Source organism: Oryzihumus sp. JJN4-3R, from assembly GCF_057747915.1.
This window is the reverse complement of the sequence record NZ_CM173229.1, coordinates 3,681,296-3,707,063: the sequence shown is the minus strand read 5'-3', so window position 1 is coordinate 3,707,063 and position 25,768 is coordinate 3,681,296. Positions and strand designations below refer to the sequence as shown.

At 74.1% G+C, this 25,768-nt stretch carries 20 protein-coding genes and 2 tRNA genes; 11 read left to right on the top strand and 11 right to left on the bottom strand.

The genetic code is table 11. The annotated features are described in order from the left end of the window. Nucleotides 1-70: 70 nt before the first annotated feature. Nucleotides 71-147 (bottom strand) — tRNA-Arg (locus AC3ANM_RS17645). A 153-nt stretch (nucleotides 148-300) separates the two neighbouring features. Here AC3ANM_RS17645 and AC3ANM_RS17640 point away from each other — a divergent pair. Continuing rightward, the gene (locus AC3ANM_RS17640) at nucleotides 301-912 is read left to right on the top strand and encodes a hypothetical protein (RefSeq protein WP_488285717.1); all 612 of its coding nucleotides are present in this window, start codon (nucleotides 301-303) and stop codon (nucleotides 910-912) included. Nucleotides 913-921: 9 nt separating this feature from the next. On the opposite strand, the gene AC3ANM_RS17635 is transcribed toward AC3ANM_RS17640, so the two are convergent. Then, the gene (locus AC3ANM_RS17635) at nucleotides 922-2,034 is read right to left on the bottom strand and encodes a PrsW family intramembrane metalloprotease (RefSeq protein ID WP_488285716.1); all 1,113 of its coding nucleotides are present in this window, start codon (nucleotides 2,032-2,034) and stop codon (nucleotides 922-924) included. A 41-nt stretch (nucleotides 2,035-2,075) separates the two neighbouring features. Here AC3ANM_RS17635 and orn point away from each other — a divergent pair, with 41 nt between their 5' ends. Both orn and AC3ANM_RS17625 read left to right on the top strand, forming a co-directional pair. Continuing rightward, entirely contained in the window at nucleotides 2,076-2,711 is a 636-nt protein-coding gene (gene orn, locus AC3ANM_RS17630) for an oligoribonuclease (protein ID WP_488285715.1), read from the top strand. Nucleotides 2,712-2,842: 131 nt separating this feature from the next. Then, nucleotides 2,843-2,918: transfer RNA gene (locus AC3ANM_RS17625), tRNA-His, on the top strand. 139 nt (nucleotides 2,919-3,057) lie between these two features. On the opposite strand, the gene AC3ANM_RS17620 is transcribed toward AC3ANM_RS17625, so the two are convergent. Next, nucleotides 3,058-5,427, bottom strand: coding sequence for a heavy metal translocating P-type ATPase (locus tag AC3ANM_RS17620; RefSeq protein ID WP_488285714.1), 2,370 nt, complete (start codon nucleotides 5,425-5,427; stop codon nucleotides 3,058-3,060). Nucleotides 5,428-5,615: 188 nt separating this feature from the next. Between AC3ANM_RS17620 and AC3ANM_RS17615 the strand changes: the two genes are divergently transcribed. Both AC3ANM_RS17615 and AC3ANM_RS17610 read left to right on the top strand, forming a co-directional pair. Beyond that, a complete protein-coding gene (locus AC3ANM_RS17615; RefSeq protein ID WP_488285713.1) occupies nucleotides 5,616-6,074 on the top strand; it encodes a DUF6153 family protein in 459 nt (152 codons plus the stop codon). Nucleotides 6,075-6,133: 59 nt separating this feature from the next. Then, nucleotides 6,134-6,739 (top strand): DUF305 domain-containing protein, encoded by a 606-nt coding sequence (locus AC3ANM_RS17610; protein WP_488285712.1) that lies wholly within the window; start codon nucleotides 6,134-6,136, stop codon nucleotides 6,737-6,739. 177 nt (nucleotides 6,740-6,916) lie between these two features. On the opposite strand, the gene AC3ANM_RS17605 is transcribed toward AC3ANM_RS17610, so the two are convergent. The 3 genes from AC3ANM_RS17605 to AC3ANM_RS17595 all read right to left on the bottom strand — a co-directional run bounded on the left by AC3ANM_RS17605 (nucleotide 6,917) and on the right by AC3ANM_RS17595 (nucleotide 15,119). Further along, the gene (locus tag AC3ANM_RS17605) at nucleotides 6,917-9,271 is read right to left on the bottom strand and encodes an arylsulfatase (RefSeq protein ID WP_488285711.1); all 2,355 of its coding nucleotides are present in this window, start codon (nucleotides 9,269-9,271) and stop codon (nucleotides 6,917-6,919) included. 115 nt (nucleotides 9,272-9,386) lie between these two features. Continuing rightward, nucleotides 9,387-12,941: a phosphodiester glycosidase family protein gene (locus AC3ANM_RS17600; protein WP_488285710.1), complete on the bottom strand. Its 3,555-nt coding sequence runs from the start codon at nucleotides 12,939-12,941 to the stop codon at nucleotides 9,387-9,389. A gap of 87 nt (nucleotides 12,942-13,028) precedes the next feature. Continuing rightward, the gene (locus AC3ANM_RS17595; RefSeq protein WP_488285709.1) at nucleotides 13,029-15,119 is read right to left on the bottom strand and encodes a fibronectin type III domain-containing protein; all 2,091 of its coding nucleotides are present in this window, start codon (nucleotides 15,117-15,119) and stop codon (nucleotides 13,029-13,031) included. Nucleotides 15,120-15,288: 169 nt separating this feature from the next. On the opposite strand from AC3ANM_RS17595, the gene AC3ANM_RS17590 reads away from it, so the two are divergent. The 5 genes from AC3ANM_RS17590 (at nucleotide 15,289) to AC3ANM_RS17570 (ending at nucleotide 18,935) form a co-directional block, all read left to right on the top strand. After that, nucleotides 15,289-15,774 (top strand): fluoride efflux transporter FluC, encoded by a 486-nt coding sequence (locus AC3ANM_RS17590; RefSeq protein ID WP_488285708.1) that lies wholly within the window; start codon nucleotides 15,289-15,291, stop codon nucleotides 15,772-15,774. Further along, entirely contained in the window at nucleotides 15,771-16,148 is a 378-nt protein-coding gene (locus AC3ANM_RS17585; protein ID WP_488285707.1) for a DUF190 domain-containing protein, read from the top strand. The genes AC3ANM_RS17590 and AC3ANM_RS17585 overlap by 4 nt, the downstream gene beginning before the upstream one ends. Next, nucleotides 16,145-16,516 carry a fluoride efflux transporter CrcB gene (crcB, locus tag AC3ANM_RS17580; protein ID WP_488285706.1) on the top strand — a complete coding sequence of 124 codons (372 nt, stop codon included), beginning with the start codon at nucleotides 16,145-16,147 and terminating at the stop codon, nucleotides 16,514-16,516. The genes AC3ANM_RS17585 and crcB overlap by 4 nt, the downstream gene beginning before the upstream one ends. After that, nucleotides 16,513-17,814, top strand: coding sequence for an MFS transporter (locus tag AC3ANM_RS17575; RefSeq protein ID WP_488285705.1), 1,302 nt, complete (start codon nucleotides 16,513-16,515; stop codon nucleotides 17,812-17,814). Before crcB ends, AC3ANM_RS17575 begins: the two co-directional genes overlap by 4 nt. 95 nt (nucleotides 17,815-17,909) lie before the next feature. Next, nucleotides 17,910-18,935, top strand: a complete 1,026-nt coding sequence (locus tag AC3ANM_RS17570; RefSeq protein ID WP_488285704.1) for a GNAT family N-acetyltransferase — start codon at nucleotides 17,910-17,912, stop codon at nucleotides 18,933-18,935. A gap of 101 nt (nucleotides 18,936-19,036) precedes the next feature. On the opposite strand, the gene AC3ANM_RS17565 is transcribed toward AC3ANM_RS17570, so the two are convergent. After that, nucleotides 19,037-19,687 (bottom strand): DUF4232 domain-containing protein, encoded by a 651-nt coding sequence (locus tag AC3ANM_RS17565; RefSeq protein WP_488285703.1) that lies wholly within the window; start codon nucleotides 19,685-19,687, stop codon nucleotides 19,037-19,039. A gap of 81 nt (nucleotides 19,688-19,768) precedes the next feature. Between AC3ANM_RS17565 and AC3ANM_RS17560 the strand changes: the two genes are divergently transcribed. Beyond that, a complete protein-coding gene (locus AC3ANM_RS17560) occupies nucleotides 19,769-21,469 on the top strand; it encodes a GH25 family lysozyme (RefSeq protein ID WP_488285702.1) in 1,701 nt (566 codons plus the stop codon). 15 nt (nucleotides 21,470-21,484) lie between these two features. Here the strand turns inward: AC3ANM_RS17560 and AC3ANM_RS17555 are convergent, their stop codons facing one another. The 4 genes from AC3ANM_RS17555 to AC3ANM_RS17540 are packed head-to-tail and all read right to left on the bottom strand — an operon-like array spanning nucleotide 21,485 to nucleotide 25,354. Continuing rightward, nucleotides 21,485-22,417: a tocopherol cyclase family protein gene (locus AC3ANM_RS17555; protein WP_488285701.1), complete on the bottom strand. Its 933-nt coding sequence runs from the start codon at nucleotides 22,415-22,417 to the stop codon at nucleotides 21,485-21,487. Continuing rightward, nucleotides 22,414-24,048 (bottom strand): GMC family oxidoreductase N-terminal domain-containing protein, encoded by a 1,635-nt coding sequence (locus AC3ANM_RS17550; protein ID WP_488285700.1) that lies wholly within the window; start codon nucleotides 24,046-24,048, stop codon nucleotides 22,414-22,416. Before AC3ANM_RS17550 ends, AC3ANM_RS17555 begins: the two co-directional genes overlap by 4 nt. Next, nucleotides 24,045-24,728 (bottom strand): DUF5987 family protein, encoded by a 684-nt coding sequence (locus AC3ANM_RS17545; RefSeq protein ID WP_488285699.1) that lies wholly within the window; start codon nucleotides 24,726-24,728, stop codon nucleotides 24,045-24,047. Before AC3ANM_RS17545 ends, AC3ANM_RS17550 begins: the two co-directional genes overlap by 4 nt. Then, complete coding sequence (locus AC3ANM_RS17540) at nucleotides 24,725-25,354, bottom strand: hypothetical protein (protein ID WP_488285698.1); 630 nt, start codon at nucleotides 25,352-25,354, stop codon at nucleotides 24,725-24,727. Before AC3ANM_RS17540 ends, AC3ANM_RS17545 begins: the two co-directional genes overlap by 4 nt. Nucleotides 25,355-25,768: the final 414 nt, after the last annotated feature.

Genomic DNA, 25,768 nt, shown 5'->3' with positions numbered 1-25,768 from the left:
CACGGCGTCCGGCGCCGCCCTCGGCCGGGCGAGGACGCGCAGGAGTGGTTCCCGACCTGCGTGAACGTGGTGGTGCCCCCGGCAGGACTCGAACCTGCGACCTAGAGATTAGAAGGCTCTTGCTCTATCCAGCTGAGCTACGAGGGCGCGCCCAAGGGCGAGCGCATCGCCCGGGACGCCAGAAGTGTAGGGGAGCACCCGGCATACCACGGGTCGGTCCGGCCGACCCGACCGAAGGGACCACTCACCGTGCGCCGCGTGTCGGACGCGGCCGGGACTCCGAGCCGCTTCACTGGAAACGTGCAGGAGACACCGACGACCCCGCCGATGCGCTCGTTCGACCCGCGTCTGGTCGGCGCGCTGGAGTGCCAGACGTGGGTCAGCTACTACCGGCGCGAGTGGTGGCCGTTCCTCGTCGCCGCGGTGCGCGTGGTGCGCCATGCCTTCGGCCTGAGCCGGGTCCGCACCGCTCTCGGCGCGTGGTGGGTGCTGCGCGCCAACCAGGTCTGGGCGCCCTACCCGGACAACGACCCGGCCGCGGCGCGGCGGTTCATGCGGCGCTTCTACGCGCTGGTGGCGCAAACCCACGAGGAGGACTTCGACGTCACCGAGGCGGCCCGGCTCGAGGTCGAGTGGTGGCGGGTCCACCGGGGCGTGCAGCGCAGCCCCGAACCTGCGACCCCGGAGGCCGTCGAGCAGCTCGTGCAGGCCCTGCAGGCGCTGTATGCGCACACCTACCAGGTCGACCCGGCGAGCGTCCGCCTCGCGGCGGAGCAGCGCGCCGAAGCGATGCGCCTGTCCGACCTGTGGGTCCGCGAGGGCAACCACCGCACGAGCCCGCTCGTCGCGCAGGAGCGCGCCGCGCTCGTCCGCTCGTATGCCGCGTTGCTGGCTGCCGTGCACCTGCCCTGACGGGGGCGCTCAGGTGAGGCGGGACCCGACGAACTCGTGCCGGCGGGAGACCAGGGCCTGCAGGAGCACCTGCTCCCGGGCGCCCGCCTGCTCGCCGGCCGCGCCGCGCGCCATGCGCATCCGCAACAGGGCCAGCTCGCTGGCCGCGTCCTGGAACGAGGTCATCGCGGCCAGGGAGCTGCGGCCGCCGGTGAGCCTGGCCCACACCCGCGCGCGCCGCCGGTCCGGCATCGAGGCCAGCATCGCGACCTCGGGGTAGGTCAGCCAGCCCGCCTCCGCGTAGGGCCTCAGATGCTGGCCGATCAGCCGTCCCTCGCGTCGACGGGCCCAGACCGCGACGCCGAGGAACATGGCGAAGACCGGGACCTGGAGGAAGACGTAGGCGGCGAGGAAGCCCTGGATCCCGGCGACCGTGGTGAGGTTCCACGTCGCGTGCAGCCCGACGGCGACGAGCCACCCCAGGAGCGGCGCCAGCACCAGGACGTCCCGACGACGGGTCGTGGCCGCGACCCCCAGCCCGATGCCGGTGCAGATCGTGAAGACCGGGTGGGCGAAGGGGCCCATGACCCCGCGCAGGAAGAACACCGTGGCGAGGCCGGCGCCGCCGGTGTCGTGGAACGCCCGCGCCAGGTAGAAGATGTTCTCCGCGAAGGCGAACCCCGCCGCGCTGATGCCGGCGTAGACCATGCCGTCGACGATCCCGTCGAACTCCTGGCGCCGCAGCCGCCAGATGAGCAGCACCACCAGGCCCTTGAGCGTCTCCTCGACCACCGGGGCGACCACCACCGAGCCCAGCGTGAGCGGGTCCTGCCCGGCGTTGCGCAGCGCGATCATCGTCGAGGTGTTGAGGACCAGGGCCCCGGCGCTGGCGACCAGCGCGCCCCAGAGGAAGGTCAGGACCAGCAGCCGTGGCGGCTCGGCCTCGAACCGGTCCAGCCACAGGAAGGCCGGGACGACGACGCCGAGCGGCAGCACGGCGAACAGGACGCCGAGGAGCGAGGCCCCCACTCCGGCGCTGACGCCGGCCGCCTCCCCCAGCACCAGCGCGCACACCCCGAAGCCCACGACCATCACAGCGCCCTGGATCCAGCGACGGATGACCGACCGGGCTCCCCACGTCATGTCGGGCAGGCTAGTGCAGCCTCCCCCGTAGGGTGTCCTGCGTGACGACGAACGGGAACGACCGCGCGACCAACGACCGGATCGTGTGGATCGACTGCGAGATGACCGGGCTGAGCCTGGAGAACGACGCGCTCATCGAGGTGGCCGCCCTGGTCACCGACTTCGAGCTCAACCAGCTCGGCGACGGCGTCGACCTGGTGATCAAGCCCCCGGCGGCGGCGCTGGAGCAGATGGACGACTTCGTCCGCGACATGCACACGACCAGCGGGCTGCTCGCCGAGCTCGACGGCGGCATCAGCCTCGAGGACGCGCAGGCCCAGGTCCTCGCCTACGTGCGCGAGTGGGTGCCCGAGCCGCGCAAGGCGCCCCTCGGCGGCAACACCGTCGGCACCGACCGCAACTTCCTCGCCCGCGACATGGCCGAGCTCGAGGCCCACCTGCACTACCGGATCATCGACGTCTCCTCGATCAAGGAGCTGTCCCGGCGGTGGTACCCGCGGGCGTACTTCAACTCCCCCAAGAAGTCCGGCGGCCACCGCGCCCTGGCCGACATCCGCGAGAGCATCGCCGAGCTGCGCTACTACCGTGAGGCCGTCTTCGTCCCCCAGCCCGGCCCGGACTCCGACGCCGCCAAGGAGATGGCGGCACGCCACGAGATCCCGGCCGAGGGCGCCTGACCTGCGATGACGCGCTCCCCCGGCCGGTCCGCAGGCCCCTGGACCGGGGGGTGGTCAGCAGCACCGGCAAGACCTAGTACGATAGGCGCCGCTGAACACGCGACCGTCGCACGCGGCGGTCGTTCGGCATGGTGGGTGTAGCTCAGCTGGTAGAGCGCTGCGTTGTGGTCGCAGATGTCGCGGGTTCAAGTCCCGTCACTCACCCCACAGGGATCGAGCCCCTGACCCGGAGCAGTCCGGGTCAGGGGCTCGATGCGTTTCGCTGTCCCCGTCGGATCGCCGGGGGCAAACGGCCGGGTGATCCCGGCGGAGGCCGGCCGCCAGGCGGGTGTCCATGGCCGCAGGGCTAACGGACCGGATGGGCCGGGGCCCGGGCGGGTGCCAGGACAGCGGCCGGCCCCGCCGCGGGTGGCGCCGGAAGCCGCAACCGCTTGAGCAGCAGGGCGTTCACCGCGACCAGGAAGCTGGAGCCGGACATGGTCAGGGCGGCGATCTCCGGTCGCAGGACCAGGCCGAACGCCGGCTCGAACACCCCGGCCGCGATGGGCAACGCGATGGCGTTGTAGCCCACCGCCCAGCCCAGGTTCTGCCGCATCTTGCGCAGCGTGCCGCGCCCGATCAGCAGGGCGATGGGCACGTCCAGCGGGTCCGAGCGCATCAGCACCACGTCGGCGGTCTCGATCGCCACGTCGGTGCCGGCCCCGATGGCGATGCCGAGGTCGGCCTGGGCCAGCGCTGGGGCGTCATTGACCCCGTCTCCGACCATCGCGACGCGCCGGCCGGACTGTTGCAGCTCGGCGACCTTGGCCGACTTGTCGCCGGGCAGGACCTCGGCGATGACCGTGTCGATCCCCAGCTGCCCCGCGATCCGGCGGGCGGTGGCCTCGTTGTCGCCGGTGAGCATGACCACCTGGACGCCGACCTCGTGCAGCGCGGCCACCGCGGCTGCAGAAGTCTCCCGCGGGGCGTCGGCCAGGGCGATGATCCCGGCGGCGCGCCCGTCCACGGCGACCATCACCGCGGTGCGCCCTGTGGAGGCCAGCCCGTCGCGCCGGTCCAGCAGGGCCGCGGTGTCGATGTCCTCTGCGGTCATGAGGGCCCGGTTGCCCACGGCAACCTGCCGACCGGCCACGACGGCGATGGCGCCGTGGCCAGGCACGTTGCGGAAGTCGCCGGCCTTCAGCACCGGGGTAGCCAGCTGGTCGGCGTGGGCGACGACCGCTGCCGCAAGGGGATGCTCGGACTCGCGCTCGACCGCCGCGACCAGCGCCAGCAGCTCCTGCTCCGTCATGCCATCGATGACCAGGTCGGTCACCTCCGGCCGACCCTTGGTCAGGGTGCCGGTCTTGTCCATGACAACGGTGTCGATGCGGGCGGAGGTCTCCAGCGCGGTGGCGTTCTTGAACAGCACGCCCCGCTGGGCACCCAGACCGGAGCCGACCATGATGGCGGTCGGCGTCGCCAGGCCCAGGGCGTCCGGGCAGGTGATCACCACGACCGTGATCGCGAACAGCAGGGCGGTCTCCAAGCTCGCACCGGAGACCAGCCACGCCACCAGCGTGGCCGTCCCGCCGAGGAGGGCCACCAGCACCAGCCAGAAGGCAGCCCGGTCGGCCAGCCGCTGCCCGGGTGCCTTGGAGTTCTGCGCCTCCTGCACCAGCGCCACGATCTGCGCCAGCGCGGTGTCCGCACCGACCTTCGTGGCCCGCACCCGCAGCGTGCCGGTCGTGTTGACCGACGCCCCGATCACCATCGACCCCGCCGTCTTCGACACCGGAAGGCTCTCGCCCGTCACCATCGACTCGTCCACCTCGGAGCGGCCGTCCTCCACGACACCGTCGACGGGCACCTTGCCTCCGGGGCGCACCAGCAGCAGGTCACCGACCACCACCTGATCGGTGGGCACCTCCACCGGGTCCCCGTCCCGGACCACGAGCGCCCTGGGCGGCGCGAGCTGCAGCAGCGTGCGGATGGCGTCATTGGCCCCACCGCGGGCGCGCATCTCGAACCAGTGCCCCAGCAGGACGAAGGCGGTCAGCACGGTGGCCGCCTCGTAGAACACGTCCCCGCCGCCGGTGAGGGTGACCGCCACGCTGTAGAGCCAGCCGGCGCCGACCGCCACCGCAACCAGCACCATCATGTCCAGGGTGCGGGCCTTGAGCGCCTGCCACGCACCGGCGAAGAAGATCCACGCCGAGTAGAACACCACCGGCAGGGACAGCAGCAGCGAGAACACGTCGTCGCGCAGGCCGAACGGCGCCGGGGTCGTGAACCCGAGCACCTCGCGTCCGATCGGGGACCACAGCAGCACCGGCACCGAGAGCACAGCCGCGACCAGGAACCGGTTGCGCATGTCGGCGACCATCGCCGCCATCGACATGTCCGCGCCGTGGGCCGCGTGCTCAGGGGCCGCAGCAGGCGCCACCGGTGGGGCAACGGGCGTCGGCACGGCCGCGACGACCGCGCCCGGCTCGATCAACGGGTCGCAGACGTGCTCGGGCACCGACATCCCGGCGCAGTGGTAGCCGCAGTCGCGCACCCACCCGGCGAGTTGCACAACGTTCGTGCGGGCCGGGTCGTAGGTCACCGTGGCCGTCTGCGCGACCGCGTTGGCATCGACGGCAATCACGCCCGGTTGCCGGGACAGGACCTTCTGCACGATGGCGTCCGAGGACGCCCAGTTCGGCCCGCCCACCTCCAGGACGGTGGTCCTCATCCTCTGGTCCACCCGTGCCTCCAGGGGTTTGCGCCCCTCCACTGGTCCGGCGGCCGCTCACTCGCCCCGGGACCAGCGTGCCCAACGGCGCCCCCCGCTGGCAGGGCCATGGTCCCGGCGAGGGCTGAGTCACTCCTCCCGCACGGCGCCGGAAACCGCCGCGCGAGAGGTGGCTAACCTCGGCTGTCATGGCCACCCCGAGCGCGCGAACGACCCTGCGCGACCTCCGCCGGTGGCTTGTCGTCCTGCCCGTGCTGCTCGGGGTGCTGGTGATGCACGGGCTCACCAGCAACCACGACATGGGCATGGCGACCGCCAGGCACCCCTCGCACCACATGGTCGGCGCGAGCGGTGAACCGGGCTCCGGGGCGCCGGGGCCTGACCAGGGGATGGCTGCGACCATCGCAGCACCCCCGGTCACCGTCCTCGACGCCGAGACCCAGCACGCCGGCCACGACATGGGTCCGGTCTGCATGGGGGCGCTGACGCTCTCCGGACTCGCCCTGGCCCTGGCCCGGGCCCGCCGGAGCCAGGAGACGTCCCGGCTCGCACCGCTCACCCGCGCAGCGGCGGGTCCCCGCCACGCCCCGCCGGCCCGCGCCCGTCCGGCCCCGTCACTCACGAGGTTGTGCATCTCCCGCACGTAGGTCGCCGGGTTCGACCGTGCACCGACCCTTGTGAAACCTGACGGAAGGAAGACCTCACCATGCGCACCTTCGCGCACCGATTCGCCCTGCCCGGCGCCCTCGCGGCCGCCGCCCTGCTGACCGCCTGCACCAGCTCGGCCGACCATGCCGCCGGCCACACGCCCACCAGCGGCTCCAGCGCCGCCGGGTCTGCCGCGGCCGGGCCGCACAACGGCGCCGACGTGCAGTTCGCGACGGCGATGATCCCGCACCACGGTCAGGCGGTGGAGATGGCCGACCTGGCGCTACGGAAGGCCACCGACGTGCGGGTCAAGCAGCTCGCCACCCGGATCAAGGCGGCCCAGGACCCCGAGATCACCCGCATGAGCGGCTGGCTCACGGACTGGCGCCAGCCGGTGCCCGCGGTCAGCGGCCACACCATGCCCATGGAGGGGATGATGTCCATGCAGGACATGGACAAGCTCGGTGGTGCCTCCGGTGCCGAGTTCGACCGGCTGTGGGTGCAGATGATGATCCAGCACCACCAGGGCGCGCTCGTGATGGCCCGGAAGGAGCTCAGCTCCGGCAAGGACGTCCGGTCCAGGGACCTCGCAAGGTCCATCCAGAGCAGCCAGGCCAGGGAGATCGCCGAGATGAAGGGGCTGCTGAACCGGCTCACCAGCTGACCCCGACGCGCAACTGCCCGGCCGGGTCCGGTCGGGCGCGGCCCTCTCCACAGGCGGCTCGCGCCATGATCCCCCGGCGCAGCGCGACTCGACACCCCACAAGGATCGAGCCCCTGACCCGGAGCAGTCCGGGCCAGGGGCTCGATGCGTATCCCGGGCACGTACGCCACCGGGCGGCTACTGGCGTGCCATGGCCAGGCGCATCTCCGTCTCGCTGTCGGTGATCAGCTCACCGGAGACGTCCACGACCACCGTGTGCAGGGTCCCGGTAAACCGGAACGGGGAGCGGTAGTCGGGACTCACCGGCGAGCCGTGGTTGTAGCCGCACACGGTGGGGCCGGGGTTGATCAACAGCGGGATCGTCACCGGGAGCTGCTCCTGGGCGACGAGCACCTCGTCGATGTACAGCTGGGCCCGCCCCGGGGCTCCGCGGCCGTGGGCCAGGTCAGCCTGACCGGTGGGCTCGAACTCGTACCGGAGCCGGTGCCGGCCCGGCGGCACCGGGTCCGGGGAGGCGACGCGGTAGACCGCCCGCCCGACGTAGTTGTGGGCGTAGTGCAGCCTCCCCTGGTGCAGGTACAGCGCCCAGCCGCCGACGCCGGAGCCCTGGGAGATCAGGACGCCGTCGTTGCCGCCGTCAGGGGCGATCTCGACGTCGGCGGTGATGCTGTGCGGCCGGTTCAGGACCCGGGGACCGGAGAAGTAGGGCACGGCCTGGGTTCCGGGCCGGAACTCGTAGTGGTCGCGTGCCTCGGCGACCTGCGGCCGTTCGGTCGCGAGCCGCTGCAGGCCGCTGCCGTCGATCGGGAGCACGTTGTACCTGCCGGCCTCGACGTACCACTGCGCAATGAGCTCGATGAGCTTGTCCCGGTGCGCCTCGGCGAGGTTGATGTTCTCGGTCGGGTCCTCGTCCAGGTGGTAGAGCTCCCAGTGGTGCGCGTCGAGCTCGGCCAGGTCCGCCGCCCTGATCGGCACCCCGAACGGCTTGCCCGACTCGCTGAACGACGGACCGGGCCACGGGCACACGGCACGCCACCCGTCGTGGTCGATGGCGCGGTGGCCCAGCATCTCGAAGTACTGCGTGCGGTGCCGCGTCGGAGCCGCGGCGTCGTGGAAGGTGTAGCGGAGGCTGACCCCGTGCAACGGCGACTGGGTCACCCCGCGGATGGTCGCCGGCGGCTCGATGCCCTGGACGTCGAGGACGGTGGGCACCATGTCGATGATGTGGGCGTACTGCGTGCGCAGCTCGCCGCGCGCCGTGATGCCCCGGGGCCAGTGCACGATGAACGGGTCGCTGACCCCGCCGCGATAGGTCTCGCGCTTCCACCGGCGGAACGGGGTGTTCCCCGCGAAGGTCCAGCCCCACGCGTAGTGGTTGAACGTGGACGGCCCGCCGAGCTCGTCGATCTTCTCCAGCGTCTCCTGCACCGGCTCGGGTGCGTTGTTGAAGAACTGGGCCTCGTTCGGGGTCCCGGTGGCGCCGCCCTCGGCGCTGGCCCCGTTGTCCGAGACGAGCATGACCAGGGTGTTGTCGAGCTCGCCGGTATCCCGCAGGTAGTCCAGCAGCCGGCCGAGGTGGTGGTCGGTGTGGGAGAGGAACCCGGCGAACACCTCCATCATCCGGGCGTACAGCCGTCGCTGGTCGGCCGGCAGCTCGTCCCACGCCGGGACGTCCGGGTCGTGCCGGGACAGCCGGGTGCCGGTGGGGACGATCCCGAGCTCCTTCTGGCGGGCGAAGACCCGCTCGCGGTAGGCGTCCCACCCGTCGTCGAACTGGCCGCGGTAGCGGTCGGCCCACTCCTTGGGGACGTGGTGGGGGGCGTGCGTGGCTCCGGGGCAGAAGTGCAGGTAGAACGGCTTGTGCGGGGCGACCTGCTTGGCGTCCGCGATGAACTCGATCGCCTTGTCGGTGAGGTCCTCGGTGAGGTGGTAGCCCTCCTCCGGGGTCCGCCGCGGCTCGACCTGGTGGTTGTCGTAGACCAGCTCGGGGTACCACTGGCTGGTGTCGCCGCCGAGGAAGCCGTAGAAGCGCTCGAACCCCCGCCCGAGGGGCCAGCGGTCGAACGGGCCGGCGGCCGACTCCTGCTCGGACGGCAGCAGGTGGTACTTGCCCACCAGATAGGTGCTGAACCCTTGCTGCACCAGCATCTCCGACAGGAACCCGTTCTCGAACGGGACGTAGCCGTTGTACCCGGGGTAGCCGGTGGCGATCTCGTTGATGCCGGCCATGGCGTTGGCGTGGTGGTTGCGCCCCGTCACCACGCACGAGCGCGAGGGTGAGCACAGCGCCGTGGTGTGCATGTTCGTGTAGAGCAGGCCGCCGGCTGCGAGCGAGTCGATGTTCGGCGTCGCGATCGGGCTGCCGTAGCAGCCCAGCTGCCCGTAGCCGGTGTCGTCCAGGACGACGATGAGGACGTTCGGGGCTCCGGCCGGGGCCCGCACCGGCTGGGGCCACGCCGGCGTCGACTCCTCCGTCGTGCGGCCGATCGTGCCGGGGAAGGCCGTGCCCGGCTCGTACTCGTGCAGTGCCATGGCTGGCCCCTCTCCGCGGTGTCCGGCTCGGGTCGACTACACCGTGGGGGCCCGTGGTCCGGCATCCTCCCGCCCGGATGGTCCGCCGCCGGCGTCCCACCGCCCCAGCCGCAGGTCAGCCCGACCCGACGGTGACCGCCCGTGCGGCTGCCAGGGCACCCGCACGCACCGCCAGGCGCACCTCCCCTGCCCGTATGCCGGTCAGCACCATCGTGCGCAGGTCCAGCACCGCGACGGTCCCCGGCCGCAGCCGGGCCACCTCGGCGTCGTGGGCGTCCGCGACGACGGCGAGCCCGTCGTCACCGGACCAGCGCGCCGACATCGGGTAGCGCACCGGCACGACCCGGCCGCCCATCCCCTCGTCGACGGCCGTCGCCGAGACCGGTACCTCCTCGCCCACGGCCAGCTCCGCCGGCGCCTCGATCGAGGCCGAGGTGAGCACCGGGCGCACGTCGGCGCGCAGCCAGCCCAGCGCGGCGGGGTCGGGGGCGCCGGGGTCCACGGACGCCAGCGCCGGGTCGACCTCGACGACGGACCAGGCGGCGAACCCGCCGTGCCCGGCGTCGCCATACGGGGTCTTGCCGACGACCGGCGCGTTGAGCTCGAGGACGCCGTCGACGCGCCGCACGTGCGCGGTGTGCGCGTGACCGGTGACCAGGGCGACGGACTTGCCGCTGCTGGCCCGGAAGTCGGCGAGCCACTGCTCGACGAGCTCACCCTCGTAGGGGTCGGCCAGCTGCGAGGCGCCGGTGCCGGTGGGGTCCAGGACGGGGTGGTGCATCGAGACGACGACGCTGCTGACCGACTGGTCCCGCGCCGCGGCGTCGAGCTGGGCCTTGAGCCACGGCACCTGTGACCAGTCCGAGCGGCGCAGTGACGCCAGTGTGCTGTTGAGCAGGATGAACCGGCTGCCGTGGACGTCGAAGACCTGGCGGGTCGGGCGCCCGGTCGAGGCGACGAACTGGTCCAGGGTGCCCGTGGCCGTCGCGCCGGACTCGTGGTTGCCGACCGCCCACCGCAGCGGGATGTCGGCCGGGAGGTGCTCCTTCAGCAGCTGCTGGAAGAGGGCGAAGTCGGCCGGCCGGTTGCTGTCCACGCCGTCGCCGGAGAGCAGCACGAAGTCCGGCCGGGCCGCGGACACCTCGTCCAGCGCGCGGGCCGTCTGCCGGTAGGCGTAGGAGGTCGTGCCCCCGTCCGCGTTGACGTGGGTGTCCGAGAGCACCGCGAAGCGCCAGCGCCGTCCCGACGCCGGGGTGTCGAAGCCGGCGAGCGCATCCTGCTCGGCGATCGCCGGGTCGGGCTGGTCGGCGACGTCCGGCAGGTCGAGGCTGACCCCGACCCTGGCTTCGAGGTCGTCCAGCACGACGGCGCCCGCGTCCCGACGGGTGCCGTCGGTCTCGACGAGGTAGAGCCGCTCCAGGGTCAGCGGCCCGCTGAACCCGGTGGGGATGGCGCCCTCGACGCGGCGCCACCCGGTCCAGTCGACCTCGGTGACGAAGGTGAACGGCACGTTGGTCGAGCCACCCGAGCGCAGCTGCGCCCGGAGCCAGTGCCGGTGCCCGTCTCCCTTGACCCACAACGAGATCCGCTGCGCGCCCGGCGGGACCACGAGGGGCGTCCGGGCCACCGCGTAGGCGGCGCTGGTCCCGGCCGGCTGGTGGGTGAAGTCGTAGCGCAGCGCGATCCCTCGGTCCCCGGGCATGGCGCCGGGGCGGTCGGACGTGTCGGCCGGAGCCACCGAGGCGGTGGCCTTGACGGCGAGCGCCGTCCACGCAGTGGCGTCGTCGAGGGTGGACAGCGGGGTGGAGCGCAGCCCGACCGTCACCGGGATGCGGACCCGGTGACCCTGCACCGTCGCGTCGATGACGGTCCCGGTGCCGTCGGCACCGGCCAGCCCGGTGACCCGCAGCGTCCCGTCCGGGCGTGGCGCCACCGAGACCACGGCGTGGTCGTAGTCCAGCGCGACGTCGCGCGGCTCGATCGGCGCGCTGAACCCCTCGGCGTCCCGGCCGGTGACCCGCACGTCGCGCAGGTCCCCGGGCTCCAGGGCAAGCGCCGCGACGTCGGCCTCGACACGGTCCAGCGGCCCGAGGACCCGCAGCGGCACGCTGGAGTGGACCTGCCCCGAGCGGACCTCGAGCTCGCCGGTGCCGCTGTGCCACCCCCGCAGCACGCCGCCGGCGTCGGGCCGGGCGAGGTCGGCCGGCACGGTGCGCCAGCCGGTCCCCGCCAGGGGCGCAGCGCGATACGTCTCGTCGTAGCCGGCCGCCCCGAGGTCCCGCGAGAGCCCGGGGAACATCCGGTCGGAGTCGCGCCGCACGTCGATGCCCACGGCGCGGCCGCTGCCCGGCGGCGGCACCAGGCCGACGGCGTCCGGCACGGGGCGCTGCGACCCGTCGCTGGGCACGTTGGTCACCGCGACGTGCTCGTCCCCGGGTCGGCGGGTGACCAGCTGGGTCGAGCCGCCCCCGTCGAGCATCACCGCGTCGACCGCGCCGAGGCCCTTCATCCGGGTGGCGAGCTCGAGGCCGGTCAGGCCGCGGGAGCGGCTGGAGGAGCCGTCGAAGGCCGCCATGAGCAGCCGGTGGTCGGCGGTCCAGCCCAGCGCGGTGCGCGGCTTGAGCTCCTTGTCGGTCGAGCCGTCCGCGACCACCACGCCGTCGCGCACGAGCACCGCGTGGGCGCCCAGCGCCAGGCTCCACGGCTGCGGCGCGTCGGTGCGGGCGTGGTAGTCCACCGAGACCGGGCTGCCCACAGGAGTGGCCAGCAGGGCCCCGGCCACCGAGCCGTCGGCGAGCAGGACGTAGCCGTCCTCGGGCACGGCCTTGCCGGTCTTCTCGGCGCGGACCTCGCTGACGCGGCCGTCGCGCACCTCGACCTCGACGACCGGGCCGCTGGTGGCCACGTAGCCGCGGTCGCCGGCACCCCAGTCCGGGGTGTAAACGGACACCGCGTCGCGGGGCAGGACGTTGCTGTTGAGGCCGGCCAGGGGGCGTGTCGTCCCGGCCACCGTCGCCGTCCCCTCCAGCAGCAGGTCCGCGACCTGACCGAGCCCCGAGGCCCCCAGCCCCACGGTGGACGACACCACCGGCGGCGAGCCCGCCGCGTCGGCCTTGAGCAGCCGGCCGTCGCGGACGACCGGGCCGATCGGGGCGTTGGTGGTGTTGATGGCGAAGAAGTCGCCGTTGGTCGCGGCCACGGCGTCGGCGGCGTCGGCCAGCTCGGTCGGGTGCTGCGGGTCGCTGAGGTGCCCGGTCAGCAGCCGGGGCCGGGTCGGCCCGGCCAGGTCCGTCGTGAGCACCCAGCTGTCGACGAACCCCGCCGCGTCGTAGGTCCGGTCGCGGGTCATGGTCACCCCGGGCGCGAGGGTCGTCTGCTCGTGCCCGGTCCGGACCGCGTCCGCGGGCTCCCCCGCGCCGCTGCCGGCACTCGTCGCGTCGTCGGCCGGGTATGCCGCGACCCTGGGGCCCGTGGGCGGGCGGCGGTCAGCCGACCCGAGGGTGGTGGGCCCGGGGTGCCGGCCGTCGGCGGGTGCGCCGACGGCCGCCTCCCCCCGGAGCGGCCCCATGAGGGTGCCCACCAGCACCAGCCCCACGGCGATCGCCAGTCCCGGTGCGCGCCCGGCGCGCACCCCCCGACCCGAGCACACGGCATACCGGACAGTGGTCACGGTTGGCGACGCTAGCCACCACGGGATCAGCGTTGGGGAAATTTTACGGATTCATCGACCAACCAGTGAGTGAATGACAAGCGCAGGTCAGGGCACCGAGAGGGTCACCTTGTTGGACAGCGGGCTGTTGCCCTGCGCGTTGGCGGCCTTGACCTGGTAGACGTGCGTGCCGCTGGAGGGTGCCGTGTCGGTCCAGGAGGTCGGCCCGGTCGGGGTGGCCGTCAGCGTCGTCAGGCGGACGGTGTCCCGCAGCACCACGTACTTCGTGATCGGCGAGCCGCCGTCGGCCGGCACCGTCCAGGTCAGCTGCACCTGGGGTCCGGCCAGCAGGGTGCCGCGGAGCACCGGCGCGGCGGGCGGCCCGGACGTCATCGCGGCCGACACCTCCGCCGACGCGGCCCCCGGACCGACCTGGTTCACCGCCTTGACCACGTAGTAGTAGGTCGTGCCGGCCACGAGCCCCGCCTGGTCGTCGAACGACGTCGTGGTCACCGAGGCCACCGGGACGCTCAGGCCTTCCCCGCCGGCCGTCGTGCCACGGAAGACCTGGTAGCCCGTGACCGCCGACCCGCCGTCGGTGGTGGGCGCGTTCCACTGGAGGTGGATCGTGCCGGGGGCACTCGTGGCAGCCACCGACGTCGGGGCCCCGGGCGCGGTGACCGCCCCCGTGCCGCTCGGCCGGGCCGACGCCTCCGCGGACGGCGCGCTGGAGCCCAGCCCGTTGGTGGCGACGACGACGTAGTAGTACGTGGTGCCGTTGGTGGCCGTCGCATCGTCGAAGGTCAACGTGCTGTTGGACAGGGTCGCCAGCGGGGCCTTGGTCAGGTCCTGCCCGCCGGCGGTGGTGCTGCGGTAGACCTTGTACTTCTTCAGGCTCGACCCGCCGTCGCTGCTCGGGACGAACCACGACAGGTGCACCACGGCGTCGCCGGGCTGGGCGAGCAGGCCGCCCGGGGGCTGGGGCACCGAGACGATCGAGGCGTCGTCGAAGATCGCGAAGTGCGGCTGGGGGACGCCGGCGACCTTGCTGAAGTCACCGCCGAGGTAGAGGTGCGTTGCGTCCGAGGCCAGTGCCCACGGCCCCTGGGAGCTGTCGATGGTCGGCGCGAACGAGGAGACGGCGCCCGTGGCCGGGTCGACGGCCGCGATCTTCGAGCGCGTCAGGCCGGCGAAGGAGGCGGTGCCGCTGAAGTGGCCGGCACAGTAGAGGCGGCCGCCAGTCAGCCGCACGCCCTGCATGTTGCCGTTGCTGTGGTCGCTCCAGACCAGCGCGCCCGTGACGACGTCCAAGGCGGCGCAGGCCCCGCCGGAGCCGGCCGTCGCGGTGTAGACCCGCGACCCGTCCGAGACCAGGTCGAAGACCGGGTCGTAGGACCGCTGGTTGGTGGCTGCGGCCCGGAACACCGTGTCGACCGCGCCGGTGCCCCCGAGGGCGACCGCGGCCACCTTGTTGGTGGAGGACCGGCCGGAGACGGCCGTGAAGTCGCCGCCGAGGAACAGGCGCGCTGCTCCCCCGGCGGCGACGGTGAGCGCGCGCACCCGTCCGTTCGGTGCCGGGGTCCAGGCGGTGTCGACCACCGCGGTCGACCCGTCGATCTTGGCCAGGTATGCCTGCGAGGTGCCGGTCGACCCGGCAACCGTGTCGAAGTTGCCGCCGGCGTAGACCGCGCCACCGGAGAAGGTGAGCGTGTCGACCTGACCGGTCGCGACGCTCGGGGACCAGCCCAGCAGCGCGCCGGTGGTCGCGTCCAGCGCGGCCAGCCCCCTGCGGGTCTGGCCGTTGACGGTGCCGAACGTGCCCCCGAGGTAGAGCGTGGAGCCGCCGTCGGTGGCCAGCGACGTGATCGTGTTGTTCGTCCCGCCGAGGAAGCCGAGGTCGGCGGCCCCCGTGCGGGCCGAGAACACCGCGATGTTCCTGACCGGGTAGGACACCCCGGAGGGGTCGATCACGCTGGAGAAGGTCCCCGCCACGACGATGCGGTCGCCGATCGGCTGGATGGCCAGCACCCGCGGGACGCCGACGGGCGCCGAGGTCTGGGTCGCCGGGCCGACGCCCCAGGTCCGGGCCGGCGCGTCGGTCACCAGCGCCCCCGCGCCCAGCGGGGCCATCACCCCGCCTGCCAGGGCCACGGCGCCCACGAGGGCCGTCCGGACGATCGCCCGTCGTCGAGGTGTCATGCCGTCTCCCCTCGGGCCGGCGCCCACTGCTGTGGCCGGATCTCACCCATTGACCCCCACCGGCGACCTGCCGGGGTCGCCCTATCGGCGTAGCACTCCCCCAGGTGTCCTACGCCGGTGGGCGGACGGTGCTGGCCCGGCGCCGGGTCGACCGGGCAGGATCGTCCCCGTGCACCCGCCCCAGCCCGAGCTGTCCGAGCGTGAGCCGGTCGGCCCCGACGTCGACCGTCGCCGCGCTCGGGCCACCCGGCGCCGGCGGGACGAGGCGAGCCTGCTCGCCACGATCGCCGCCGGTGGCGCCCTCGGCGCCCTGGCCCGGTTCGCCGCCGGCCGGGTGTGGCCCACCGCCGGCACGGCGTTCCCGTGGACCACGTGGGCGGTCAACCTGGTCGGCTGCGCCCTCATCGGGGTGCTCATGGTCCTCGTCACCGACCTCTGGACCGGCCGCCGCCTGCTGCGCCCGTTCCTCGGCACCGGTGTCCTCGGCGGCTTCACCACGTTCTCGACCTACGCCGTCGACATCCAGCGGCTGTCCACCGGCGGCCAGCTGCCCACCGCCCTGGCCTACCTGGTGGCCACCGTCGCCGCCGCCCTGCTCGCGGTCTGGGCGGCCGCCGCCGGGACCCGCGCGCTGCTCACGAGGAGGACCCGATGAGGCTCCACGGCCCGGCCCTGCGGCTCACCGTGATGGTCGGCGAGTCCGACCGCCACCACCACCGCCCGCTGTTCACCGAGATCGTGCACCGGGCCCACCGGGCGGGGCTGGCCGGCGCGACGGTCCTGCGCGGGGTCGAGGGTTTCGGCGCGTCCAGCCGGATCCACACCGCCCGACTGCTCAGCCTCAGCGAGGACCTGCCGGTGGTCATCGTCATCGTCGACAGCCCCGAGCGGGTGCGGGCCTTCCTGCCCGAGCTCGAGGAGCTGGTCACCGAGGGCCTGGTGATGCTCGACGACGTCGAGGTGGTCCGGTATGCCGGCCGCGGGGCCGAGGAGGGCACCTCACCACAACAGCCGGAGGCGCCCCGGTGACGGTGCTGCTCGTCATGGCGGGCGCCGCCGTCGGCGCCCCGCTGCGCTTCCTGACCGACCGCTGGGTGCAGGGCCGCCACGACAGCGTCTTCCCGTGGGGCACGTTCGCCGTCAACGTCGTCGGCTCCCTCATCATGGGCGTGGTCAGCGGGGCGGTCGGTGCCGGCGCGCCGGTGGCCTGGCGCAACGGCCTGGGCACCGGGTTCTGCGGCGCCCTCACGACGTACTCCACGTTCTCCTACGAGACGCTGCGGCTGGCCGAGGAGGACGCGCGCCTGCTCGCCGTGGTCAACGTCGTCGGCAGCGTCGTGGCCGGTGTCGCCGCCGCGTTCCTCGGCGTCGCGCTGGGCCGGGCGTGGTGGGGGTGAACGAGGAACCACCGGCACCCGGGGAGCCACAGGGACCGGGGGAGCCGCAGACACCCGAGGGGTCGCAGGGACCCGAGGGCCCGTGGCTGACCCCCGGGGTGGCCGGGGTCGGGGCCGCCTCGTTCTTCAGCGACGCCGGGCACGAGCTCGCCACGAGCGTGCTGCCCTCCTTCCTCACCGCCACCCTGCACGCCGGACCCGCCGCGCTCGGGGCGGTCGAGGGTGTCTCCGACGCCCTGATCGGCCTGAGCAAGCTGGCCGGCGGGCCGCTGGCGGCCGACCCGGACCGGCGGGGACGGCTCGCGTCGGGGGGCTACCTGGGCACCGCGCTGGCCACCGCGGCGATCGGGCTGACGACCGCCGTCTGGCAGGTCGGTGCGCTGCGGGCCGTCGCCTGGGTCTCCCGCGGCATCCGTTCCCCCGCGCGCGACATGCTGCTCACCTCGCTGACCCGACCCGCCGCCTACGGCCGGGCCTTCGGGCTGGAGCGGGCCGGCGACAACGCCGGCGCGGTCGTGGGTCCCCTGCTCGCGGCGGCGCTGGTCACGGTCGTGGGGCTGCGGCACGCCCTCCTCTTCGCCCTGGTGCCCGGGGTCCTCGCCGCGGTGAGCATCACCGTGGCCGCGCGGGCGGCGCGCCACGCCGTGGCGCCCGTCGAGGGACGGCGCCGGCTCTCGTTCCGCCTCGGCGAGCTGCGCCGGCAGGGCCTGGCGCGGGTGCTGGTCCCGGCCGCGCTCTTCGAGGTGGGCCACCTGGCGACGACGTTGCTCATCCTGCGCGCCAGCACCCTGTTGCAGGGGCCGGGTGCCGGCGGGCGGAGCCTGACCGCCGCCACGAGCCTGACGATCCTGCTCTATGCCGGGCACAACGCCGTGGCGTCCGGCGCCTCGCTGGTGGGCGGGCACCTCATCGACCGGCGCAGCCCCCGCTCCGTCTTCGCCGCCGGGGCGGTCATCTACGTCGTGGCCTACAGCGTCTTCGCCTGGCAGGAGCACAGCGTCGCGGTCCTGCTCGGCGGCTTCCTGCTGGCCGGGGCCGGCATCGGCCTGGCCGAGACCGCGGAGTCGGTGATGGTCGCCAAGGCGTTGCCAGAACCCCTGCGCAGCAACGGATTCGGCGTGCTCGGGCTGATCCAGTCCCTCGGCGACCTGGGGGCAACGGTCGTGGCCGGCATCCTCTGGGCCGCCTTCTCCCCCGTCGTGGCCTTCCTCTACGCCGCCACCTGGATGGTCGGCTCGGCCGTCGCTGCCATGACGGTCCGTCCGCGCGCCACGGCCGCGGCCGCTCCGCCCGGCTGAGCACCGCCGGGGCCGACCCGCCTCGGGGTCGCGCGTGGGCGAGGCCACGGCCGGGACGGTCGGCGGACCGCGCACGGTGCGGGACAATCACCCCCATGGACGCATCCCCCGACCTCCCCCAGAGCTGGACGTCCGCCACGCCCGGACCCGCTGACGTCGACGAGCTGGTCGACCTGCTGCGCCGTCACGAGCAGGCCGCCCGCGGCTGGGCCTCGGCATCGCGCACGACCGTCGAGACCGACGTGGCCGGCCGTGGCGCGAAGACCCGCCGGCACCTCGTGGTGCGGGACGGGTCCGGGGCCGCCCGAGGGTGGGCGACGGTGCACGACCGGGCGGCCTCCCGCGTGGTCATCGCCGTGGTGGTCGACCCCGACCTCGAGCCGGCGCAGGCGGACCGGGTCGCGGCGCACCTGTTCGAGTGGGCCCGTCAGGAGGCGGCCGCCCTGGGCACCGAGCGGGGGGTGCCGGTCACCCAGATGGACAGCGGGGCGTTCGCCGACGACCCCCGCCAGCAGCTCTGGCTGACCGGGCGGGGCTTCCTGCGGATGCGGTCCTGGTGGCAGATGAGCCGGCCGGTCAAACCCGAGGAGGGCGAGCCGGACGCGTTCCCACCGCCGAGCGAGGGGATCACCGTGCGCCTCGTCGCCCGCGAGGGCGACGCCATGCCGGACGAGGACGACCTGCGGACCGTGCACGACATCCTCGAGACCTCCTTCACCGACCACTTCAACTCCCACCAGGAGTCCTTCGACGAGTTCCTGACGCGGCTGCGTGAGGACCCCGGGCACCGTTGGGACCACTGGTGGATCGCCGAGCTGGACCAGGGCGGCACCGCGCTGCCGGTCGGCGCGCTGGTGGGCTCGGTCTCGCCCGGCGAGGACGGCGGGCCCGCGGGCAGCTACGTGGAGTACCTCGGGGTCCTCGCCGCCGCCCGCGGCCGGGGCGTGGCCCGCTCGTTGCTCCACGCGGTCATCGCCGATGCGGCGCAGCGCGGTCGCGACCGGGTCGGCCTGGAGGTCGACGCCGACAGCCCCACCGGGGCGACGGCGCTCTACGAGTCGATGGGTTTCGCCACCAAGTACGTCACCCAGTCCTGGCACAGGGACCTGCCCGTCGCGTGAGGGCGCCGACGACCGCGCTGGCCCCCGGTGCGGTCGGTCGTCAGCAGCGCCGGCTGGTCGCCCTGCGGCCGGCCGTATGCCGTGCCGGTCGCCTCAGGCCGTCAGGCCGCGGTCCCCTGGTCACCGGCGACCAGCGGGGAGACCGCGAAGTGCCCGGAGTCGCACGGGTCCGCCGTGGCGGCGACCGTGACCGCGTGGGTGTCCCCGGGCGGGGTGACCCGCAGCGACTGCGCCTCCGGACAGGAGGTCTCGCCGTCGCCAGGGACGTGGCCGAAGCCGATGTCGAAGGACGCCACCGCTCCCGGCGCCAGGGTCACGGCGGCGGGCGTGGTGGCCGGGAAGGCCATGTCCCCGTCGTGGGTCGCGTGCGCCGGCAGGGCCTTGCCACCGGCGCCCACCAGGGCCACCAGGGGGTAGCCCTCCAGCGTGCACGCCACGGCTCCGGCGTTGCGCAGCGCGATGACCAGGTGCACGTGGCCCGCGGCGGCGTCGCTCGTGGCGAGGCGACCCGAGAGGACCTGCCCGCCACACGGCATACCGGCGGTGGAGGTGGCCGTCGGCGTCGCCGACGGTGAGTCGACCGAGGTCGGCGACGGGGCCGAGGTCGAGGTCTGCGCCGGGTCGGCGACCGCCTCGCTGGTGCTCGTGGCGGGCGACTGGGCGCCCGTGATCGAGACCGTGCCGCAGCCCGTCAGGGCGAGGGCGCACAGCAGGGACAGCGCACCGAGCCGGCTCGGGTGGGGGTGGCGCATCGGCGGGTGACCTCCTCAGTTCGGGCCAACTCTGCCCCAAATGCCCACGTCGGAGGGTGGGTTTGGCCTAACCTCCGCAACATGCGTCACTTCCGTTACCTGCCCAGGGCCCGGTCGCCGCGCGCCCGTCGGGCCGTGACGGCGGCGCTGGCCCTGGTGGCTCTCGGCGCCCCGAGCGCGAGCGCCTCCGTCTTCGGGCCGGACGTCTCGAGCTACCAGCACCCCTCGGGCTACACCATCGACTGGGGCCAGGCGCACGCCACCGGTGGAGCGGCCTTCGCCTTCATCAAGGCCACCGAGTCCACGAGCTACACCAACCCCTGGTTCGCCGGGCCGAAGGGCCGCGACTTCGATGCCCTGGCCGCCCAGGGCATGATGCGCGGCGCCTACCACTTCGCCCGGCCGGCAGGCACGACGACCACGGCGATCGCAGCGTCCGCCAAGGCCCAGGCCGACTACTTCGCGACGGCCGTCGGGCCGCTCAACCACCCGGGTGACCTGCCGCCGGTGCTCGACCTCGAGGTCAACGACGCCAAGATGACCGCGGCCCAGCTGGTCGCCTGGACCAAGGCGTGGCTGGCCGAGGTGCAGGCGCGCACCGGCCGCCAGCCGATCATCTACACCTACCCGTCCTTCTGGACCCTGAAGATGGGCAACAGCACCGCCTTCACCGGCTACCCGCTGTGGCTGGCGAGCTACTCCGGGGCACTCCCGTCGCCCCTGCCCGGCGGCTGGACGGTGGCCACGTTCTGGCAGTACACCGACCAGGCGTCGATGGCCGGCTTCGCCGCCCCGCTGGACATGAGCTACTTCAACGGCACGAGCGCCGACCTGGCCCGGCTGGCCAACAACGCCGCCGACCCCGGCACGACGCGGGTGCCCGCACCCAGCCGGTGGGCTCTCATGACCCCGGCTGCGCTCTCGGCGACCCTGGTGAAGTACTACGCCACCCCGTTGGGGCGGGGGGTCAAGGGCCAGCCGGTGACGGCGGTCCAGGCCGTGCAGCAGCTGCTGAAGGTGACCAACGACGGCGACTTCGGTCCCGCAACCGCGACCGCCCTTGCCACCTGGCAGACCGGTCATGCGCTGACGCCGAGCGGCAGCGTGGACCTCCCGACCTGGAAGGCCCTGCTCACCCAGGTCGGCGCGAAGATCCCCACCCCGCCCGCTCCCCCGCCGGCGCCCACCCCGGCCCCTGCGCCGGCGCCGGCTCCCAAGCCGGTTCCCGCTCCCGTCCCGCCGCCGGTGCCGGTGCCGGCGCCTGCACCCAAGCCGGTCCCCGCCCCCGTCCCGGCGCCGAAGCCGACGCTGGTCAGCCCGCTGTCGCCCTACGTGCGCTCGACGCTCAAGGTCGGCTCCCGCGGCACCGCGGTCAAGGCGCTGCAGAAGGTGCTCCGGGTCGGCGCCGACGGGGACTTCGGCCCGGCCACCGCCAAGGCGCTGGTGGCGTGGAAGAAGGCGCACCGCCTGCCGGCGACCGCCGTCGTCGACGCCCGCACCTGGGCCGCCCTGGTCACGGCGACGCTCGCCCCGGTCAAGGCCGTCCCGGCGCCCGCCGTACGCCCTCCGGCCGCGGTGCCGCTGCGCACCTACGCCCGCACGGTCCTTCGGGTCGGCTCCCGCGGAGCCGCGGTCGCGGCGGCGCAGAAGGCCCTGCACATCGGCGCCGACGGCATCTTCGGTCCCGCGACCAGGGCTGCGGTCATCCGCCTGCAGCAGGTCCACCACCTGCCGCCCACCGGCGTGGTCGACGCCCACACGTGGACGGCCCTGGGCGCCTGAGCCCCTGCCGGGGCGTCACGGGTCGCGCAGGCCCACCTCGGCGTGCGCGCTGCGGTCGAGGTGCCAGTGCCGCTCGACCGCCCACCGCCCCCGCCAGCGTTCGAGCAGCACGTCCGCCGTCGCGCGCTCGGTGTTGGTGCACACCGGCCCCGCCCCGTCGGGGTCGTCGTAGCGCAGGGTCACCGACTCCTGCGGGTCCTGCTCGATCGCGACGCGCACGCGCCGGCGTCCGACGACGCCGGAGACCGACCAGTGCGGCAAAGCCAGGTCGGCCCTGAGCAACGGCGCCGCCAGGAGCGGACGACGCGGCCAGTCGACACCGCCCATGCGAATCTGCAGCAGCGGCAACGGTTTCAGCGACCGCATCACCGGACCCGTCGACACCGCGGCCACCACCTCGAGAACGTCTCCGTCGCCGAGGTCGGCGTGCGCCCACCCCCAGCGCTGGGCGTTGCCGTGGCCGTAGATCCGGGCGAGCGCGCCCCGGGCGTTGTCGAAGGTGACCTCCTCGCTGCCGACGCGCACCGTGCCGGAGAACGTCGCCGTCGGCGAGGGCACGACCTGGGCGGCCGGCAGCAGCTCGCGCTGCCAGGTCGCCCGCGGGAACGGGAAGAGCGGCGGCCCGCTGTCGTGCACCCGCAGGTCCCACGAGAGCTCGCCGGCCCGCCCGCACAGGCGGTCCCGGGTCAGGGCGACCCCGGGCAGCCCCACGAGGCGGCCCTCCCCAGTGTCGTTGCCGTATGCCGGACCGAACCTTCCGAGCACCGGTCGCCTTCCCGGCGGGAAGGCTGCCGCCCACCCCTGCCAGAGCGTGGACCCGTCGGGGCGGGCGAGCATCTCGTGGTGCACCCACAGGCCCAGCCCCGAGTCGGGGTCGGTCAGCGTGGCGTACCAGACCTCGAGGCGGCCGGGCTGGCCGCGCCACCGCGCGGCATACAGGTCGGTCATCGGGGCACGAGGGGCAGCACGGCGCGCCGCCCCGCGGTCTCCCCACCCGGCGCGGGCGCGCCGTAGCGCACCGCGGCACCCGCCGCCGCGGCGCTGGCCACGATCCCCGGCACGGCGCGCTCGGCCAGCGCGGCGATCGTCAGCGACGGGTTGACGCACAGCGACGTCGGCACCGCCGAGCCGTCGGTGACGAACAGCCCCGGGTGGCCGCGCAGCTCATGCCGCGGGGTGAGCGCCGACGTCGCCGGGTCGTCGCCGATCCGGCACGAGGCCAGCGGGTGGGCCGAGACCGCTCCGGCGTCGGCGGTCCACGGCTGCCACGTCGCCAGGCCGTCCTGCTCGACGATGGCCCGGGTCTCGGCGTCGGCGGCGGCCCACCCGCGCAGGGTGCGGGCGCTGGGGCGGTAGGTGATCTGGCCCCGGGAGGCGGAGGAGGCCACCCGGGTGAAGCTGCCCGTGGGCGGCGGTGGACCGAACACGCCCTCGTTGTCGTCCTCGGTCATCGCCAGCAGGGTCAGCCAGGAGCGCCAGCGGTCGGTCATCGCCTTCTTCTCCACGCCGAACCACCGCGGCGCCCGGTCCGAGACCTGGCCGAGGATGTTCGTGATCGTCGGGAAGTAGATCTGCTGGAGGGAGAACCGCTCGAACTCGGCCGCGCTCGGGTCGAGCCCGTCGTAGGACATCGACCCGATCGGCTTGCCGATGTGCAGCGCGTCGTAGGCCACGCCGGGGGCGCGCTCGAGGCCGAGCAGGTCGCCCACCTTCTCCTCGTCCATGACGGCGACGCTGACCCGGTCGCCGTTGCCGGAGAAGTACTTCCCCACCGCGTCGGGCACACCCCCGAGCAGCGGCGCGGACCGCTGGAGCACCACCGGGGTGCCCAGCGCCCCGGCCGCGAGCACGACCACCCGGGCCTCGATGACCCCGGCCCCGGCGGGCTTGCGGTAGTCGGTCGGGTCGACCGCGGTCCACGCGACGCGGTAGCGGTATCCGGGCGTGGTCGCCGGGGCGATCGTCTGCACCTCGTGCAGCGGGCGGACCTCGGCTCCGTGCGCCTCGGCCGCGGGCAGGTAGCTCAGCAGCATCGAGCGCTTGGCCCCGAAGCGGCAGCCGCCGAGCATCCAGTTGCAGTTGGTGCACCGCGCCAGGTCGACCGCCACGGGCACCGGGTTGCAGGTGCGGCCGGCCCGGTGGCACGCGGCGGCGAAGAGGCCCCCGGCATACGGCACGTCGTCCCAGCCCTGCTGGGCGACCGGGAGGGTCTCCTCGACCCGGTCGTACCACGGGTCCAGCGCGGAGCGGGTCAGGGCGGCGGGCCACTGCCGCACCCCGGTCGCACGGGTCCGGTCGAAGACGAACCCCGGCGCGCGCAGCGAGGCGGCGAAGTAGACCACGCTGGAGCCGCCGACGCAGTTGCCGGCCACGACGGTCATCCCGTCGCCCTGCACCAGGTCGACGAACCGGGTGAAGGTCCCCAGCCTCAGGTCGTGGGTGAAGTCCTCGGTCGCCATCCGCGGGCCGCGCTCGAGGACGACGACGTCCGCGCCGCCGGCGGCCAGGTGGTAGGCCGGGATCGCGCCACCGAAGCCGCTGCCGACGACGAGGACGTCGGTGCGCTCCACCACGCTCATGCAGGGCTGCCCGACGCTGTGGTGCCCGGGTGGGAGTCGGCCAGCCGCAGGCCGTAGGAGAAGTCCGGGTAGCGGTAGAGGTCGTCCGCGCCGGCTGCCGGGAAGCGCAGCCGGGCCAGCCCGGGGTGACCGGAGGCGATCGCGTCCGGGGTGTGCTCGAAGCCCGCGGTGTGGAAGGCGAGGAACACCATGAGGGTCAACAGGATCCACACCTGCTGGTCGGCGTGGGCCGGGTCGAGCAGCTGGCTCAGCAGGGCCGTGCGCGCCCCGAAGGGCAGCGCCACGAGCGGGGGCACGGTCGGGTCGAGGACGATCAGGTGGCTCGCGGCGTATGCCGTGGCCTCCGCGTCCAGCAAGGTCGCCAGCTCGGGCAGCAACAGCTCCATGCCCGCCTCGGGCATGGTCAGCAACGCCAGCGCACCGGCGTCCACGGCGCCGGCGCCCGGCGCGGCACCGGCCACGCTGCGGTCGCCGGTGTGGCGCTTCGCGCCGGGGACCAGGGTGTCGGCGAAGGCCTCCAGGGTGGCGACCACGGACGGCGGGAGCGGCACCGCCGCCGACGGGGCCAGGAGCTGGTCGAGCCCGGCGGCGCGCGCGGCCGGGGCGGCGCCGGACTCGAGCACCACGACCGCGGCGAGCAGGCCCTGGATCAGCTGCCGCCGGCTCAGGCGCGTCGTCACGACGCCGTCCTCGGGCAGGCGAGCGTGGCCGGCGGAGGGGCGAGCGCCACCCCGCCGCCGCTGGGACCCCCGGCGTACTGCTGGAGGTAGTCCGCGAGCGCCGGCGAGACCGGGCGGACCGCCGCCACCGCGTCCGCGACCCCCGTGGGCCGCCCGTCCACGGCCAGGTTGCGCAGGCGGGCGGCGGCCGTGCCGTGCGTCCGGTCGAACCAGTAGGACCCGTCCCACGTCACGACGGCGGTGTCGGCCCGGTCGAGCTGGATGCTCCAGTGGTCGAGCTGCCAGTAGCGGCAGGCCTGCCCGGCGACGGCGAACCGCGTGGGCTCGGCGAGCAGGAACCGCGCCGCTCCCCCGTTGTCGACGGTGATGTCCCGCTTGGCGTACTCCACGCACAGCGGGTCACGGCCGGCGACCGACAGCGGCGGTGGCTCGCCCTCCCCGTAGCGCAGGAAGTGGCACTCGTCCGCGAAGGAGGGCGCGGCATACGGCTCCAGCGGCACCGGCCCGGAGGTGGGCGCGGGGGCCGAGTCGGCCGCCGGATCGGGTGCCGGGGCGGCCTGGGCCGGGGCCGCGAGCCCGAGCAGCGCGGCGACGACGGTGGTCAGCAACAGGGGGGACCGACGCATGACCGTCCAACGAGGCGGTGTGACCGGGGTTACGCGCCGGTAACCCTGTGCCGGGATGTGGGACGACCGATGTGGGACGACGCCTCCTCGCGATCGCCGCTCCCGAGCCCGTCGCCGCCTTGACCAAGTCCTGACAGTTCTTCACGATCCAGGCGGACAACGCGGGAGTAATTTGCGTCACACGTCCACGAGAGGAGAGGTTCATGGGCAAGTCCGTCCGACTCATCGTCGCAGCCCTGCTCGCCCTGGGAGGGCTCGCTGCCACGGTGACCCCAGCCAGCGCCACCATCAGGTGCGGGCCCTGCAACGGATGCTGCACAGCTGGCCGGTAACACCCACTCGCAGGGCGCGGCCGCCGGTCCCGGAGGCCGCGCCCTGCTGCGTCGCCCGCTGATCCGGGGGCGCAGCCAAGGC